The sequence below is a fragment of the Nostoc sp. NMS9 genome (assembly GCF_017114995.1).
Classification (GTDB): Bacteria; Cyanobacteriota; Cyanobacteriia; order Cyanobacteriales; family Nostocaceae; genus Nostoc.
Genome location: NZ_JABXKL010000071.1, coordinates 193,863 through 211,671, shown reverse-complemented (window position 1 = coordinate 211,671; position 17,809 = coordinate 193,863). Strand labels below are relative to the sequence as shown.

At 45.3% G+C, this 17,809-nt stretch carries 11 protein-coding genes; all 11 read left to right on the top strand.

What is annotated here, in order from left to right:
* Positions 1 to 6: 6 nt before the first annotated feature.
* The 11 genes from HWQ40_RS21665 to HWQ40_RS21615 all read left to right on the top strand — a co-directional run bounded on the left by HWQ40_RS21665 (position 7) and on the right by HWQ40_RS21615 (position 17,784).
* Positions 7 to 1,827, top strand: a complete 1,821-nt coding sequence (locus HWQ40_RS21665; RefSeq protein ID WP_292781627.1) for an AAA family ATPase — start codon at positions 7 to 9, stop codon at positions 1,825 to 1,827.
* A gap of 62 nt (positions 1,828 to 1,889) precedes the next feature.
* Positions 1,890 to 2,579: a GvpL/GvpF family gas vesicle protein gene (locus HWQ40_RS21660; protein WP_292781625.1), complete on the top strand. Its 690-nt coding sequence runs from the start codon at positions 1,890 to 1,892 to the stop codon at positions 2,577 to 2,579.
* 240 nt (positions 2,580 to 2,819) lie between these two features.
* The gene (gvpA, locus tag HWQ40_RS21655) at positions 2,820 to 3,041 is read left to right on the top strand and encodes a gas vesicle structural protein GvpA (RefSeq protein WP_292781623.1); all 222 of its coding nucleotides are present in this window, start codon (positions 2,820 to 2,822) and stop codon (positions 3,039 to 3,041) included.
* A 198-nt stretch (positions 3,042 to 3,239) separates the two neighbouring features.
* Positions 3,240 to 3,938 carry a gas vesicle protein GvpC gene (locus HWQ40_RS21650; RefSeq protein WP_292781621.1) on the top strand — a complete coding sequence of 233 codons (699 nt, stop codon included), beginning with the start codon at positions 3,240 to 3,242 and terminating at the stop codon, positions 3,936 to 3,938.
* A 453-nt stretch (positions 3,939 to 4,391) separates the two neighbouring features.
* A complete protein-coding gene (locus HWQ40_RS21645) occupies positions 4,392 to 5,723 on the top strand; it encodes a response regulator (protein ID WP_292781618.1) in 1,332 nt (443 codons plus the stop codon).
* 145 nt (positions 5,724 to 5,868) lie between these two features.
* Positions 5,869 to 6,231, top strand: a complete 363-nt coding sequence (locus HWQ40_RS21640) for a response regulator (RefSeq protein WP_073640802.1) — start codon at positions 5,869 to 5,871, stop codon at positions 6,229 to 6,231.
* Between the two features lie 14 nt (positions 6,232 to 6,245).
* Complete coding sequence (locus HWQ40_RS21635; protein ID WP_292781610.1) at positions 6,246 to 6,779, top strand: chemotaxis protein CheW; 534 nt, start codon at positions 6,246 to 6,248, stop codon at positions 6,777 to 6,779.
* Positions 6,780 to 6,915: 136 nt separating this feature from the next.
* A complete protein-coding gene (locus HWQ40_RS21630; RefSeq protein WP_292781604.1) occupies positions 6,916 to 12,162 on the top strand; it encodes a GAF domain-containing protein in 5,247 nt (1,748 codons plus the stop codon).
* A gap of 15 nt (positions 12,163 to 12,177) precedes the next feature.
* A complete protein-coding gene (locus HWQ40_RS21625) occupies positions 12,178 to 15,315 on the top strand; it encodes a hybrid sensor histidine kinase/response regulator (protein ID WP_292781601.1) in 3,138 nt (1,045 codons plus the stop codon).
* A gap of 139 nt (positions 15,316 to 15,454) precedes the next feature.
* Positions 15,455 to 16,483 (top strand): chemotaxis protein CheW, encoded by a 1,029-nt coding sequence (locus HWQ40_RS21620; protein WP_292781598.1) that lies wholly within the window; start codon positions 15,455 to 15,457, stop codon positions 16,481 to 16,483.
* A gap of 32 nt (positions 16,484 to 16,515) precedes the next feature.
* The gene (locus tag HWQ40_RS21615) at positions 16,516 to 17,784 is read left to right on the top strand and encodes a GAF domain-containing protein (RefSeq protein ID WP_292781596.1); all 1,269 of its coding nucleotides are present in this window, start codon (positions 16,516 to 16,518) and stop codon (positions 17,782 to 17,784) included.
* The last annotated feature ends 25 nt before the right edge of the window (positions 17,785 to 17,809 follow it).

Sequence of the window (17,809 nt, the reverse complement as noted above, 5' to 3'; positions counted from 1 at the left end):
AAATCAATGGACGACATATTTAAAGGATTTGAACACCTATTAGAAATTGCCAAAGCTTTAGAAGAAAAAGTAGAGAAAGGCGAGTTAAAAACTTCTATTCAAATTCGGTCTCATAATCTCAGTAGTATTCCCCGGCAAGGCAATATTCCGAGAACAAGGAGTTCCAGCCGAGTCAGATCCAATTCCACCGATGCAGCTACACCAATGGATGATGCTGATGTCACCCCCCCATCAGCTCGGACGAACTCAAAAACTTCTTGGCAAGATGTCGGGGGCTTGGCTGATGTTCTCCAAGAAATCAGAGAGTTAGTTGAAATTCCACTTAAACGTCCAGATTTATTGGTGAAATTAGGGTTAGAGCCTCCGCGTGGGGTTTTGCTCGTTGGCCCACCTGGTACGGGAAAAACTTTAACAGCCCGTGTTTTGGCAGAAGAGTTAGAGTTAAACTACATTGCCATCAATGGTCCAGAGGTGATGAGCAAGTATTACGGGGAAGCAGAAGCTCGTTTGCGAAGTATTTTTGAGAAAGCAACTCGTTCTGCTCCCTGCCTGATATTTATTGACGAAATTGACAGCCTTGCCCCAGATCGCAGCCAAGTGGAAGGTGAAGTTGAAAAAAGACTAGTGGCGCAGTTGCTTGGGTTAATGGATGGGTTTGCCAAAACCGAGGGCGTAATTGTATTAGCGGCAACAAATCGTCCTGATTATCTCGATCCGGCGCTTCGTCGTCCAGGACGCTTCGATCGCGAAGTTCAGTTTCGGGTTCCCGATCGCAATGGACGATTGGAAATTCTGACGATTTTGACAAGTGCCATGCCCTTGGAGACTTCGGTTAATTTAGGAGCGATCGTTGATTTGGCAGTCGGTTTTGTTGGTGCCGATATCAAAGCTCTTTGTCAAAAAGCAGCCTACATTGCCCTTCGTCGTCAAGTCCCCTCGCTCAATAGTCCCGTTCCTGAGAACATGACTATCATGCAGCAGGATTTTCTCGAAGCAATTAAGGAGATAAAACCCTCAGTTCTTAGGGCTGTAGCAGTTGAAATACCAAGTGTCAGTTGGGATGACATTGGTGGTTTGGATGATGTGAAACAAAAACTTCAAGAATCTGTTGAGGGCGCACTCCTCTATCCCGAACTATACGAGCAAACCAAAGCCAAGCCTCCCCGTGGAATTCTGTTGTGGGGGCCGCCGGGAACGGGAAAAACCTTACTTGCAAAAGCGATCGCTTCTCAGGCTAAAGCCAACTTTATTGCTGTGAATGGCCCGGAATTATTAAGCCGATGGGTAGGTGCCGCAGAACAGGCAGTCAGAGAACTCTTTCGTAAAGCTCGGCAAGCAGCTCCTTGCGTTGTGTTTATAGATGAAATTGATACCCTGGCACCAGCACGCGGACGATTCAGTGGTGATTCTGGAGTTAGCGATCGCGTTGTCGGTCAACTGCTCACCGAACTGGATGGGTTGCATGAATGCCCGAAAGTACTGTTAGTAGGAGCAACCAATCGTCCAGAAACGCTCGATCCTGCCTTGCTCAGAGCAGGAAGATTGGACTTACAAATAAAAATCGATCTACCAGATCGAGCCAGCCGATTAGCGATTTTAGGAGTTCACAATCTAGATCGTCCCCTGGTTGATGTCGATTTAGAAACCTGGGCGACAGTTACCGAGGGTTGGAATGGGGCAGACTTGGCTTTGTTGAGCAATCAAGCTGCTTTAAGCGCAATTCGTCGATACCGCGCCCAGGGGAGTGACTCCAGCTTGATTCAGATTACAAATGATGATTTCCAAGTTACATACCAAATGCTTGCTAATCAGCATCAATCTCAATAGAGGGCAGAAGGCAGGAGGCCTCCTGCCTCATCCCAGCTACAAATATTTACGCCGTTTTACTTATGTCAATATACGTTTATGCTCTTCTAGTACCGACCGCATCACCGCTGGTTCTACCCTTAGGGATGGAAAGGGATATTGAACTCGTGTACTCTTCTGGTTTAGCCGCGATCATAGAGCCGGAAATCTCACTGGAGGCAATACAGGCAACGGATGAGCGTTTACTTCAAGCTGTATTAAACCACGATCGCGTGATTCGAGAACTTTTTCAACAAACTCCCCTTCTTCCCCTACGCTTTGGGAGGGGTTTTACCTCTGTAAAAAAACTGCTGAATCATCTAGAAAAGCAGCAAGAGCAATATCTAGAAGCCCTAACTCAGCTAGCAGACAAAGTTGAGTACACTGTAAAAATGACACCCTGTTCTTTACTTGACGATTCTGAAACTATTGATGCCAGGGGAAAAGCCTATTTATTAGCTAAAAAACAACGCTACCAAACACAGCAAGCATTTCAAGCACAACAATGCGAACAGTGGGAACTCTTGAACCAGTTAATTCTCAAAACATATACAAATGTTATCTGTGAAACTCGACAGCAAGATATGCGGCAAATCCACTTTTTGGCACAGCGCAACGATTCAACGCTCAGTACGCAGCAGTTTTCCCTCTGGCAGGTACAATGCTCGCACTGGCAATTGGCACTGAGCGAACCTCTGCCACCCTATCATTTTCTAAAAAATACTCTCATATAAATTCATAAAAAATAATATTTAAAACTTTCCCAGAAAAAATAAAGATGAGATGATTTTTTCTTTAATTTTTCTATAAAAAAAATATTGTTAACTTTTTAGTATTTTTTTATTTTCTTGTATTTATTTTATATTTTTGGGAACACTAAACCCAGGAAGAATAAAACACATTGTGTAAGTTTTACCTACTGCTCAATCAGAGCAAGATGAAATAAATAATTAGAGTTGTGAGAGAAAAAGAAAATGGCTGTTGAAAAAGTTAACTCATCTTCAAGTCTGGCTGAAGTTATTGACCGCATTTTGGACAAAGGAATTGTAGTTGATGCTTGGGTGCGTGTTTCTTTAGTTGGTATTGAACTGCTATCAATAGAAGCTCGGATTGTTATTGCTTCAGTTGAAACTTACTTAAGATATGCCGAGGCAGTTGGTTTAACATCTCAGGCTGCTGTTCCATCTGTTACTTAACACCACATTAGAAAAAGGGAGTCTTCATGGCTCCTAAGCTGATGCGCGTCTAAAGTATATAAACACTCTTGATGGTCGTTGACTGATGACTGTTGACGGTTAACGGTTAACAGTCATCAGTCATCAGGTAAATGTACAAATTAAATGCGTAACAGCTTATTTAATATTTCTAGTTAACAAAATAGGAGACTTCAGCTGATGGCTCTCAAGAATTTATGGGAACAAGAGCGATCGCAGCGATTGCAAATAACTGCTGAACGCCGTCAACAAGTTAACCAGTGGAAACAGCTAACTCAACAAGAATTTCAGCTGCAAGCAGATATGCTTCATCAAGAATTGAGCAGTTTTGTTACCAGCCTTGACAACAGCAGAAAGTTACAACAGCAGCAATTTCAGCAAGAGATTGTAGAGCGGCAATTGGAAATATTGCAAATAAAAACAGATGTCTGGCAACGCCAGCAAGAATACCGCCAACAGCGGGCAGCAAAGGCTCAAGCATTATTCCAAAACTTGCAAAATTTCCGGGCAATCTTACATAACAGTGTTTGGGACGATTACAGTCATGAACAAGCTGTTTCTCCGACTCCTGTTAAAGAAGAGAAATTAGTTGTAACAGTTCCAAAATGGTCAATATCCCGTTCCGCAATTAAAGCCAATGGTTTTCGTCCTTCCGCCAATACGATGACTAAGAAAGTGCCTGCCTTGAATGCAGATACTGTTAAATCTAAAGTGCAGCAATACATTCAGCAAGCTGAAGGAGCTACTCTGATAGAAATTGAAGAGGTGATAGGCTTAAGCCGGGTGCAAACGATAGATATCCTACGCTCCTTGATCAAGCAAGGGGTACTAGAACAACGCGATCGCCAATACTTTATTCGGCAACAAGCAATTTCTTGACAAACTTAATTAAAGCTCATTTTTTGTATTTGCAGACTAGCAGAATGCGATCGCTTGTGTCTGTCGCCTTAAGCAGCAGAGTACAAAATCGATAAGCATTAAAGCTGGTCTATGCTTTGTAGTATTCAACATTTCCATCTTTTTCAGGTCTGTATTGCAACTACATCCATACAAGCAATTTGCTCAGTAGATGTAACATGGTAACAAGTTAACCTATTAATAATTAGTTAACCTATTAATAATTAGAAAAAGAGCTTAAATCTTTGTTCAAGCTTCCGGCTTTGAACTTTAAAAATATCCAGATTGGAAAGGGATATAACAAGCTGGGATAGCTCAATCAAGGTTTTGAACTTTGCTATTGGCAATCGCACGATGAAGTTAGTAAGCTGGATTGTTTGAGGAATTCTAAATATAAATGCAAAACTCAAGATATATAAGGAGGTGCGATCCATTGTGAATCAATTGATCAACCAACTTCAAACTAAATTATTCACAGGCAGGCTGAATCTTGAAGCAAGGGATGGGCCGACTTGGACGCTATATTTTCGTTTAGGACGATTAATTTGGCAGGCTGGCGGTTCTAATGCCGATGAGCGATGGCGACGACACTTGTTGCGGTACTGTTCTAATCTGGATGTGACACAGTTGGAGCGGCTTGTCTCTCCCCAGGAAAATTATCGCGAGTATTGCATTCTTGCTAAGTTGCGAGAACAAAAATTAATCGAACAACAACAACTTGTTAACCTGATTACAAGCTCAATAGCTGAAGTCCTGTTTGATATAATGCAGTACATTGAAGCCAAAAGAAATGGTGACAATCCAGCAGGGCAATTGTCACATACTACCGTTGTTGGTGAAGTTCCTGGGGTTCTCCTAGCTGTAATACCAACTGAGGAAGTCTTGAAACAGGCTACACAAGCTTGGCAAGAATGGCGAGATGCAGGACTGGCAAGCTACTCGCCCAATTTATTTCCGATCATTCAACAACTTGAGCTACTCCAAAGACAAGCATCCTCTAAACAGATTATTTCTCTAGTTGATGGAACAAAAACTTTACGAGGTCTAGGGCAAAAAAGCGGTCGGGATGTCTTAGCTTTGACTCGGTTATTAATGCCATTGGTAAAAGCAGGGGCGATCGCTTTTTCACCCACCCCAAGACTCAGGAAGGTTGGGATTAGTCAAGAAACTGGCAACCCGTCCAGTACAGTTAATAATTCCAATTCTTCACTAAAGACAGAAGAGGACACTGTTATACAAGTTGCGCCCAATTTTAACAAAGTTGCTTCCCCAGCGACTGGTAAAGAAATTGTCAGTCCGTCCAGTGCAGTTAATAATTCCAATTCTTCACTGAAGACAGAAGAGAAGACTATTTTACAAGTTGGTCTCCCAGCGGCGAGTAAAGCAATTATTGATGTCTCAAGACCTTTAGTAGCCTGTGTGGATGATAGTCCGACGATCTGTCGCAGTTTGGAGGAAATTCTCATTCATCAAGGTTATCGCTTTGTTGGCATTCAAGAGTCCTTGACGGCAATTTTAAACCTAATTAAAAGCAAGCCCGACTTCATTTTTTTGGATCTGTTGATGCCAAAAGTGAATGGCTATGAAATTTGTTCTCAAATCCGTAAAACTCCAAGTCTCAAAAATGTGCCGGTTGTCATCTTAACAGGGAAAGATGGCATAGTAGATCGGATGAGAGCAAAATTAGTCGGGGCAACTGACTTTTTGGGTAAACCCGTAGAGGCAGAAAAAGTACTCAATGTGCTTCACAAGTATTTAAGCGTTTAGGTTGAAGCGACAGTCATGTCGATGGCTCCCCTACATCCATTTTCAAAACAAATTTTGCATTGGAAATTGCTTTCTACATCTGGGTTGGTGTTAATTCATTTGTCGCAATCATTTTTCAAATTCTAAATTAAATAGTTAGGAAAAAATGAAAAAAGTTCTTTTAGTTGAAGATAGTCTCACAGAATCCGAAAAGATGACACGTTACCTAGAGCAAGGAGGATATTCAGTTTATGAAGTTCGCAGTGGTGAAGAGGCTCAACTCAGGTTAAAACAACAAAAACCTGACTTGATCTTACTGGATTTGATTTTGCCAGGCCAAAGTGGATTTGAGTTCTGCCGCAAGTTGAAAGCCGATCCGACAACAAAAGCAATCCCGGTAGTGATTTGCTCAACTAAAAACACAGATGTTGATAAAACTTGGGGCACTATGAGTGGTGCCGATGGCTATTTAGTCAAACCTGTAGATGAAAATACCTTGCTCCAGACTGTTAATAAATTTATTCGCTAAAGGAAACTAGGGCAATGGTACAGGGCAATGATAGCTTTTCTTCGCTACCCATGAATAGCCAATTTCGACTTGAAAACTCTTCCCAAGGAAACAACCAGAGGTTTTTAAGATTTCCGTTGAATGGAAAGGTAAATGGGTTACTCCCATTAGCTGATTTGCGGGGAGTAATTCAGGTTGCACTCACCGAAATTTTGCCAGTACCGCAGGTAGCAGAATTCTTGTTAGGCATAATGAATTGGCGGGGAGAAGCGATCTGGATTCTTGATTTAGCAGGTTTGTTGGGAGCAACACACTGGTGTCGGCGAGAAGGTGTGCGTAACTCTGGCATGGCGATGCTTGTTCAAGTCCAGAATCAAACCGTCGGGCTGTTGGTCGAGCAAGTCAATACCATTGAAGTTCATGACCCCCAAGAGCGGTTAGCAATTTCGACATCGATGTTACCTGCCCGACTAGGCTCATTCTTGCAGGGTTACTTTGTGGATTCTCAAGGTAGCCCTTTGATGTTACTTGACACCCATGTTGTGATTCAAGCCCTTCAGCCTCTTTAAAGTTCAGAGCTTCCTACACAACCCCAAGGGCGGACGCACAAAGGCTTCTGGACGCTGAAGCCGTTCTAGAAAAGTCAGTAGCCTCCGCTCTGCATTCTACTTATTAACTCCAACAACCTTCATAGCAAGAAAGATTATGGTAGCGCAACACAATCTTACACCCAGCCAACCTCGCTCAAATTCCAGCAACGGTTATAAGGAAACCGATAACGGGCATACCGTTGATGTACCAGCAAAACAGCAAATCACCTCCGCTTTAGAAGAATTGCGAACTGAACTGGATCAAGCTGATTGGGTGGAAACAGGACCATTGCGAGAGAGAATCCGCAAGTTAAAAGAACTGGTAAGTGTGTTGTCATATCAAGACGGAGGAGATGGATTAGAGGTAGAGCAAGTACAGGCGATCACTAGCAAAATCCGTCAATTTTCCGATCTAGATACCTTGCTCGCTACTGTTGTCATGGAGGTACAAAGCTCACTGCAAGCCGATCGCGTGGTGCTGTATCAGTTTACGAATCCGACGCTGGGGATAGTTGCTGCGGAGGCGATGAGGGATGGCTTTACCCCAATGCTGAAGGAAAAACTGCCCGCCGTCACTTTTGGGTTAGGTTCTGCCAAGCTTTATCAACAAGAAAAATTAGTCGCGATCGCCGATACCTACACTGCTGGCTTGTCCCCTTACCAAAAGCAGCTCGTGGATCGGTTTCAGGTAAGAGCTAGTGTGAGTTTGCCGATCTTAGGAAAAGATGAGATTTGGGGTTTGTTGGTAGTGCAGCAATGCACTGCTGCTCGCCAGTGGCAAAATCCTGAAATTCGGTTACTAAAATTGATCGAGCAGGAATTAGAAGTGCAACTGCAAGTTGCCGCGATTCAGGCTACGTTGCAACAAGAAGTGGAAAAAGACCAAATCCTGGTCGGTGTAGCGAATAAAATTCTCCAGTCCAAAGATTTGGATACCATCTTTCGCGTTGCCACCCAAGAAGTGCGACAGTCACTAAAATGCGATCGCGTAGCAATTTATCGTTTCCAGCCAGATTGGAGTGGGGAATTTGTGGCTGAATCTGTTGGATCTGAGTGGGTTTCTCTATTAGAAGAACAGCGAAACAACCCAGCAATTGTCAAGAACGTTAACTATTGCAGTGTTAGGAACTTTGCAGACGAAGGGGGATTGGCTGGGACAACAGGGCGATCGCCCAGTGCAGATAGCCACATTCAGCACACCCAAGGCAAAACTTTCCATCGCGGACAGATTTATCGAGTCACTAATGATATCTACAGTGCTGGTTTTTCTGACTGCTATATCAAAGTTTTAGAAACCTATCAAGCCAAAGCATACATTATTGTTGCCATCTTCCAGGGAGAACAGTTGTGGGGCTTACTCGCTGCCTATCAAAATTCTCAGCCTCGTCAGTGGAAAGATAGTGAAGTTCGACTAATGGTGCAGGTTGCATCTCTATCTAGTATTGGTATTCAACAGTTGCAATATCAGCAACAACTTTCTCACCGCTCTGAGGAGTCAGCCAAACTTGTGGAACGAGAACGTACTGTTTTCGGCATCATTGAAAAGATTGGGCAAGCAATGGATCTTCGCACCCTTTTCCGCACTGCAACCCAAGAGTTGCGTCGATTTTTAAAATGCGATCGCGTTGTCGTTTATCAATTTTATCCAGATTGGAGTGGAGAAATTATCGCTGAATCTGTGGCTGCTGGTTGGTCGTCACTGTTGGAGATGCAGGAACAAGACAGCATTTTAAAAACAGGTCTGATATCTTCAGAGCGTTGCAATGTTAAGGATTATGGCTCCCCTGTTAAACTTGATGCCGATACCTATCTGAAGGAAACGCAGGGTGGAATGTATGCCAAAGGAACGCGCTTCCGTAAAGTCAACGATATTTCTGCTGCTGGTTTTTCACCTTGCTATTTAGAAACATTAGAGAAGTTCCAAGCCAAAGCATACATCAATGTTCCCATCTTCCGCGCCGGCAATCTCTGGGGTTTGTTAGCAGCCTATGAAAATTCTAATGTTCGGAAATGGACTGAGGAAGAGGCCGGTGCTTTGTTGCAGATCGCCGAACCGTTGAGTATTGCCCTCCAGCAAGCTGAATATATCGAACAGCTACGGTTAAAAAATCTAGAAATGACACAAGTAGCTGAAGTAGAAAACGCGATCGCGCGAATGGCGGATAGAATGCTTCATTCCCAACAGCCAGAAACAATTTACCGCACTACCTTGGCAGAATTGCGGCAGTTGTTTAAATGCGATCGCCTAGCAATATATCGCTTCAACTCTGACTGGAGTGGTGAATTTATGGCTGAATCTGTAGGAAGTGACTGGGTGCCTCTGGTTGGCCCCGATATCAAGAGCGTATGGGAAGACGAACACCTACAGCAAACCCAAGGCGGGCGCTATCGTAACAATGAAACCTTGGCCGTTAATGACATCTATACTGTTGGTCATGCTCAGTGCTACATCGACCTGTTAGAGCAGTTCCAAGTTAAAGCTTACACCATCGCCCCTATTTTTGCTGGAAACAAACTTTGGGGTTTTTTAGGAGCTTACCAAAATAGCGGCCCGCGCCAATGGAATTCCGAGGAGGTGCGATTGCTGACCAAATTGGGCATTCAATTGGGGTTAAGCGTGCAGCAAGCCGAATACATCCAAGAACTGAAAACGAAGAATGCAGAGTTAGCGCAAGCAGCAGAAGAGGAACAGTTGCTGACAGGGATGGTGGAAAAAATTCGCCAAGCCCAAGAGCTAGATACAATTTTCCTGAATGTGCTGCCAAGTTTACGCAAACAACTACAGTGCGATCGCCTAGCAGTATTTCGCTTTAATCCCGACTGGAGTGTAGAGTTTATTGCCGAATCCGTAAAAGATCAATGGCTGTCTTTAGCTGGTTCCGACATCAAAACGATTTGGATGGACGAGCACTTACAAGAAACTCAGGGCGGACGCTATCGCAATCATGAAACCTTTGTTGTCAATGATATTTACACTGTTGGTCACGTTCAGTGCTACCTAGAGATATTAGAAAAAATCCAGGCCAAGGCTTACACGATCGCTCCTATCTTTACTGGAAACAAACTCTGGGGCTTTTTAGGAGTATACCAAAATACTGGCCCTCGGCAGTGGAAATCCAAAGATGTGCAACTGTTGCGAAAACTAGCTGTGCAAATGGGTATAGGCTTGCAACAGATTGAGTATATCGAACAGCTCAAGAAGAAGAATGCAGAGTTAGCGCGAACCGCAGAAGGGGAACGAGCATTGACACGGCTGGCAGAAAAAATCCGCCAAGCTCAAGAGCTAGATACGATTTTCCGCAATGCCCTACCAGAATTGCGATCGCATTTGGAATGCGATCGCCTAGCCGTGTATCGCTTCAATCCAGATTGGGGTGGGGAGTTTATTGCCGAATCCGTAAGTCGTGAATGGGTGGCTTTGGTTGGCCCCGATATCAAGACTGTATGGGAAGATGAACACCTACAACAAACCCAAGGTGGACGCTATCGCAACAACGAGACCTTTGTGATTAATGATATTCACACTGCTGGTCATGCCCAGTGCCACTTGAAAATTCTAGAGCAATTCCAGATTAGAGCCTATATCATCACCCCGATTATTGCCGGAAACAAGCTCTGGGGTTTGTTAGGAGCTTACCAAAATAGCGGGCCGCGGCAATGGCAAGATAATGAAGTCAACTTGGTAACGAAAATCGGCACGCAGTTTGGGGTTGCCGTCCAGCAATCGCAATACTTACAACAAACCTTAAGCAAGAATGAAGAACTGATAAAACTGGCAGAACGGGAAGTAGCAAACGCCCGATTTTCCTATCGCCTGCCAAGTCGGTTAACAGAAATGGCCCAAAGTCATGGTAATGTTCTGGAATTTGTCCAGTTTGCCACCCACGAACTTCGTCAGCTACTCAAAGCAGATCGAGTTGGAATTTACCGTTTTGAGCCTGATTGGTCTGGAGAATTTGTAGTTGAGTCTGTGAGTGGGGATTGGCCTAAGCTTGTGGGAACAAGCCTTGCCAGAGTTAGAGATACCTATCTCCAGTACAACCAGGGAGGGCGTTATGCCCGCAAAGAAAGTTTGCGGGTTGACAATATATATACTGTCGGTCATGACGAATGTCACATCCAATTGTTAGAACTGTGGGGAACTAAAGCCTACATGATTTCTCCAATTTTTCAAGAAAATCGGCTATGGGGGCTGATGGGAGTTTATCAAAATAGCACACCGCGCCAGTGGGAGCAATCCGAGGAGGATGTTCTCAACCAAGCCAGCGTCCAGATTGGTCTTGCCCTGAATCTTGCAGACTACCTAAAACAGGTGCGTATTCAAGAGCAGCAACTAGCAGAAGCAGCAGAGCGCGAACGCACCGCCCGGGAAAAACTACAACAAGGAGCTATACGCGTTCTCATGGCTTTGGAACCATCCTTCAGGGGCGATCTCACTGTTAGAGCTCCCCTATCTGAAGATGAAATTGGGACGATCGCCGATGGTTACAATACTACGATCCAAAGTTTGCGAGATTTAGTGCGACAAGTGCAGATTGCTGCTGGCAGGGTGAGTGAAACTTCGAGCAATAACACTATCTCAGTAGTGAAACTATCTGACCAAGCTCAACAGCAGGCAGAACGGCTCGAACACGCTCTGGAACAATTACAAATGATGGTAACTTCCACCCAGGTAGTCGCTGCTGATGCCCAAAAAGTAGGACAAGCGGTTCAAAGAGCTAATAACACCGTCCAAGCTGGTGATTCCCTGATGGAAAGAACCGTAGATGGCATTTTGGAGATTCGGGAAACCGTGTCTGAAACAGCGAAGAAGATTAAACGCCTCGGTGAAGCTTCTCAGAAAATCTCGAAAGTAGTGAGTCTGATTGAAAACTTTGCCACTCAAACTAATTTGCTGGCACTCAATGCTGCGATCGAGGCTACCCGTGCTGGAGAGTATGGCAAAGGCTTTGCGGTGGTTGCAGATGAAGTTCGTTCCCTAGCTTATCAGTCGGCTAGTGCCACTACAGAAATTGAGCGACTCGTGCAAGAAATTCAAGCTGGCACCAACGAAGTTACCGAAGCAATGGAAGTAGGGATTACTCAAGTTGTCCAAGGCTCGAACTTGATCGATGAGACTCGTCATTCCCTCAGTGCGATCGTAGCAGCCACCAACGAAATTGGTGGACTGGTACAAGGAATTACCCAAGCAGTTTCCCATCAAAGTCAGCAATCTCACATATTGACAGAGGCGATGATGGATGTTTCGGCGATCGCCCGCAAGACTTCACAAAGTGCCATCCACATTTCCGAGTCTTTCGAGGAACTACGGATGACTTCACAACAACTGGAAACCAGCGTTAGCCAGTTCAAAGTTGACTAATCTCGCAAAACTGTTATGAACCCCGATCCCAGTAATCAAGAGCAGGCTTTTCTTGCGGAAGCGGCAGAGTTGTTGCAAACCATTGAGCAGAATCTGATCGGTCTACTTGATGAAAAAACAATAGAAAAAGTTCATGCCTTGATGCGAAGCGCCCATACTATCAAAGGGAGTGCTGCCAGTGTTGGGCAAGAAACTATTCAGACAATTGCCCATCATTTGGAAGATGTATTCCAAGCGTTATACGCTCCAGAATTGGAAATCGATCCAGAATTGGGTGCTTTGCTTCTAGATGCTTATGAGTGCCTGCGAACTCCATTGAGTGCAACCTTGATGGGCTTATCCTGCAATGAGGCAGAAATACTCGATCGAACTGCCTCAATCTTCGCCCAACTCCAACATAAACTAGGCGACTTTTTTGGTCGCGAGGCTCTGCTTCCCAGTTCGGAAGAACTTGGCTTTGATGTGGTAGAGTCAATCTTTTCCGGGAGTGTACTCCAGGATCTGCAACAGCTTGAAGCTGACATTCAAAGCCAAGATCCGCAACAAATTCAAACAACACTCAACTCCCAAGCAGAATTTTTTGTCGAACTAGCAGCATCTTATGGCTTATCTGGATTGGAAGAAATTGCCCAGGCGACCCTAAACGCGCTCAAAGCACATCCAGACAAAGTATTGGAAATCGCTCAGGTGGCTTTAGAAAATTTTAAAGCGGCTCAAGCAGCAGTACTTGCAGGCGATCGCACTCAAGGGGGAGAGATATCTCCACAATTGCGAGAATGGGCAGGAATAACTATTCCTGTCCAAGAACCGCAAGGGCAGTCAGTTTCGATAGCTGCCCAACCAACACAAACGACTACAACTGAGAATAAGCCATCCCCTCTCCTCAGTGCCAGCGAAGCGGAATCAATTTGGTCGTTTTTCCCGAAGCGGACTGATAATTCCGTACCGAAAGCACCGGAGGTACTGGAACCTATTTCTCAGGATTCGGTAGTAGTCCCCTCTGCCATAGAGCGGATTTTACAATCAATCTGGATAGGAGATCCAAAGACATGTTACCGATACTCAGACTCAGATCGGCCAGCCTCTCCACCACCAGCGCCAAGCCTCCAGGCTCAATCATCGGCATCACTTCCCAGTATCCGAGTCGCGATAGAACAGCTCGATCGCCTCAGCCATACAATTGGGGAATTGCTAATCAGCGAAAACCAACAAAACCTGCAATCTAACCACATCCACAAAGCAGCTGAGGACACTCTACTAAAGTTTTTGTACTGTCAACAACAACTTAGTAAAGTTTTTACTTGGTCGGATCGACATTTGCTGCTTCCCGAATGCAAGCAGCGACATATACATGGCTCTCCACGCTCAGTTCCAACTACCGAGGCACAATCCAATTTTGATGCCTTAGAAATGGATAACTATAGCGAGTTGCACATTCTCCTGCAAAATCTTACAGAAGACATGGTGCAATTAGGAGAACGGATTGAGGCTGTTAATGGCTTAGTTCAGCAATCTCGCTTCAGTCTCGGAAAGCGCAAGCAACTGCTTTCAGGAGCGCAGGAGGATTTGCTGCAAGCCAGAATGGTTCCACTGGGAACAGTGTTGAATCGATTACCCCGCCTCCTGCAACAGATGGTAGCAACTTATCATAAACCTGTTGAACTCAAGCTTGGCGGTACAAAGGTACTGGTGGATAAAGCCATTTCTGAGCAGTTGTACGATCCCTTGCTGCACATGATTCGCAATGCCTTCGATCACGGCATTGAACCGGTAGAAACCCGCCGCCAGCAGGGTAAACCAGAAACCGGAACAATTACAATTAAAGCCTATCATCAAGGCAACCGCACTACTATTGAGGTACGGGATGATGGTCGAGGGTTAAACTGGGAATCCATTCGGCAGCGAGCTATAGAAAAACACCTGCTGACTCCCGAACAAGCCGCCTACGCCTCAGAAGACCAACTGGCAGAGTTATTATTTGAACCAGGCTTTTCTACCGCCAACCAGATTGGTGAGTTATCTGGCCGTGGTATCGGCTTAGATGTCGTTCGCACTCAATTGCAAGCTTTACAAGGTTCGATTGTGGTGCGATCAATTTCAGGACAAGGAACCACCTTCATCCTGCAATTGCCCCTGAGCTTGACAACGGCACGCTTGCTCGTTTGTCAATCTCAAGGTATTACTTATGGGTTGCTGTCTGAAGGAATTAGCCAGGTTTTATTACCGCAGCCAGAGCAGATTCAAGTCCAACAATCTTTACACGGGCAAGGCATCCAAAAATTCTGGCAGTGGGGAGAAGGGCAAAGTCAGCAACTAGTTCCCATCCGCTCGCTTGCGAATTTGCTGGATTACAAATATCCTTTATTCACCCAAGACCACAATTTAAACCTAAGTCCTTTTCCAGTCAAACAACGGAACACCGTCGAACCTCTGCTGCTGTTGGAAACAGAGCATCAATACCTGTGTTTGCAAGTCGATCAGATTTTAGTCGAGCAGGAATTAGTAATTAAATCCCTCGGCAGAGTCCTGACTTTACCTAGTTACATCCAAGGCTACAGCGTGTTGGGAAATGGTAGTCTTACCCTAATCGTTGACCCGTTGGAGTTAGTTCGGCAAACTTGGGAGACAGATATGATGCCGACTTCCCCGGCATCAAGTCTTGCAACTAAACTATTGCCCGCGCCTGAGCCTGTTCTTACTCTAGAGGGGCAGCAATCCGAGCTAACTACGCAACCGCAACAACAGTCGATGGAAGTCAATACAGCCGTTGCTCAACCTAACCGACTGATGGTGTTAGTGGTGGAAGATTCGGTTGTACAAAGGCAAAGTTTGGTGCAGACGCTCCAGAAAGCCGATTATCAAGTGTTGCAAGCAGGCGATGGTCGAGAGGCGATCGCGCAAATGCTGCAACACAGTGATGTCGATTTAGTGATTTGTGACATTGAAATGCCGCAGATGAATGGATTTGAGTTTTTAGAACACCGTCGCCAAGACGAGCGTTTGTTCGGGGTTCCTGTAGTGATGCTGACTACCCGTAGCGGACAGAAGCACCGCCAATTAGCTTTAGCTCTAGGGGCGAAAGCTTACCTGACCAAACCCTATTCAGAACAGAACTTCCTGACCACGATCGCTGAACTGCTTAACACCCCTTAGCCCAATTCTCTAAAATGAGGCAACACATTCAAACCCCGAAAGCCATGCCATATCTGACTTTCTTAATTACGAATTACGTTAGCGCAGGTTAGCAAGTCTTCGAGCGTCATTACGAATTACGAATTACGAATTAGTATTTATGCTTAACACTCCCTTTCCGTTTAAGCGATTATCTGGCGCTGTGAGCGAGCGCGACTCATTACGAGTCGTTGTTTTTGCGATCGCAGACTATTTATTTGCCCTGCCAGTTGGTGCAGTTCTCAAGGTGATGGCTTGTCCCCCTATTAGCAGCAGTACAGTTGAAAGTGGTATCGGGATGGTTAATTTGGGAGCGCAAACCATCACAATTGTGGACTTGCGCCAGAAGTTCATTTCGCAAGTACAAGCCCAACAGGCGCATCAAGTTCTATCTGCGGTTGACACTTCAGGGCGCTTCTTACTTCTGACTCAAACGCGGACTGGGGAAATTTGTGGCATTCCTGTGGACAAGCCCCCTGCCTTAATCGATATTCCTTTGTCAGCTGTGCGTCCGGTGCCGTGGTCTTATCGGCAAGTGGCGGAGTTAAGCTGTGTTAGCCACATGGCTGTTTTGTCTGTAGCACCAAACGAAGAACCACTCAAAGTACTTCTTCTAGGCATGAGCCAGATATTGGCTGATAAGTTGGGGTTGCCCGGAACAACCCCAACCTTGGCTCCTGGGCTGACATCAGGTGAACAACGGGAACGATTTCTCCGTTTTTCCTTGGGGAATCAAGGAAGTGGATTGCTACCATTCCACTCATTACAGGACATTATTCATCTCGCTAGCCAAGAAATTTCCCCAGCCCCGGCCTTACCAAGTTGGATTTTAGGTTTCTATAATTGGCAAGGACAGATGCTGCGGCTGGTTGACTTGGAACATTTGCTTGGTTATGCGCCGCTTTTGAAGCGGCAGTCACGACCAGAAAAGCCAATGGTTCTGGTTATCGAGCTGCAAAATCAGGTAATCGGGTTTTTGGTGGCTCATGTCTACGATGTAGAGTGGCAGGATTTACAGCAAGCACAATCGGCACCAACCGACTTTTCCCCAAACAAACTGCTAAATTTTGTTCGAGGTATTCTGCCAGGCGAGCGCTGGATTTTAGACACCAGAGCCATCGCCCAGACATTGCAATGGCAAACCCACTGATTTAACTTGATGCTGCCAAGGAGTTTTCTGTCATGATCGCAACCTTAGACCCTAATTCTGAAACCCAGCCTGTTGAAAATGAAATCCAGATAGAAGAAATTTTGGCTAATGTGGCTGTAATCAAAGCAGTCTTTCAATCTGCTAAGGGGCCAAAGGTCGCTCAATTGCAGCAGAAGGTGAGTCAAATCGAAGCTTTTATCCAAGCTTTGGCTAAGGATTCGCCCAGCGACAATGATGAAAATGTTCGAGGGGCTTTTCAGCTCCAGCGAGAACAACTTGCGGCCATCGATCAGCAAATGCAGCAGACAAAAGGTCAAGCTGCACTTTTGGAGGTTACAGTCACCGCCCTTCGAGATGTTCTCAACGCCGATCGCGTCCTGATTTATCGTTTTGAGGAAGATAATCGCAGTCGAGCGATCGCTGAAGCGATACAAGCGGGTTGGACATCCTTGCTCAACCAATCTCTACCGATAAATTTATTTGTTAATAAACCCGACGTTGGTGACGGACAACACTTGCTCAACAACCTAACTGAAGTATTAGAACTAACTCCACGCCAACAGCAATTTTGGCAACGCTTTCAGGTGCAAGCTAGCCTGTGCTTGCCCTTGATTGTCAAACAACAGCTTTGGGGTTTGTTAGTTATTCATCATTGCCTTCAACCCCGACAATGGCAGGAAGCAGAGCGCAGTTTGCTACAACAAGTAGGAATGATGTTGACAATTAACTTGCGTTGGGCTGAAATAGTAGCTCCACCTGCTCAACAGCTGTCATCGCCTCCCCAAAAGGCTGAATCCGGCGATCGGTCACAGTTACTAGTGCCATTTCAGCAGGTGAGCCAGGCGGTACAAGCAGGAGCAAGAATCGCCGAGCAGGAGCGCGAGCATTTAATGTCTATTCAAGATACTGTTGCTATTACTAATAAACAGCTGCAATACCTTGGTGAATTTTGCCAGCAAGCTTCTGGCTTTGTTCGCCTTGTGGAAAGCTTGAGTACCAAAATTCAGATTTTGTCCCTGAATACAGCCATCGAAGCCACAAAAGCTAGCGATCAGGAACGAGGTTTGCTAGCTGCTGCCGAACAGGTGGAAATTCTCGCCCGTCAAGCCCGCGACAGCACCCTAAATATAGAGGAATGGTTCCAGGAACTCCAGGTGGCAGCAACAGACGTTGCTTCTGCTATCGAACCGTGCGATCGACAAATCAGTGCTGGGCTGGAGTCAATCGCGCAAATCCAGGAGCAATTCAGAGCGATCGCCGACATCGCTGCTTGTAGCCTCCAAACAATATCGAAGCCATAGAATTGTCACAAACCCCATAGAAACT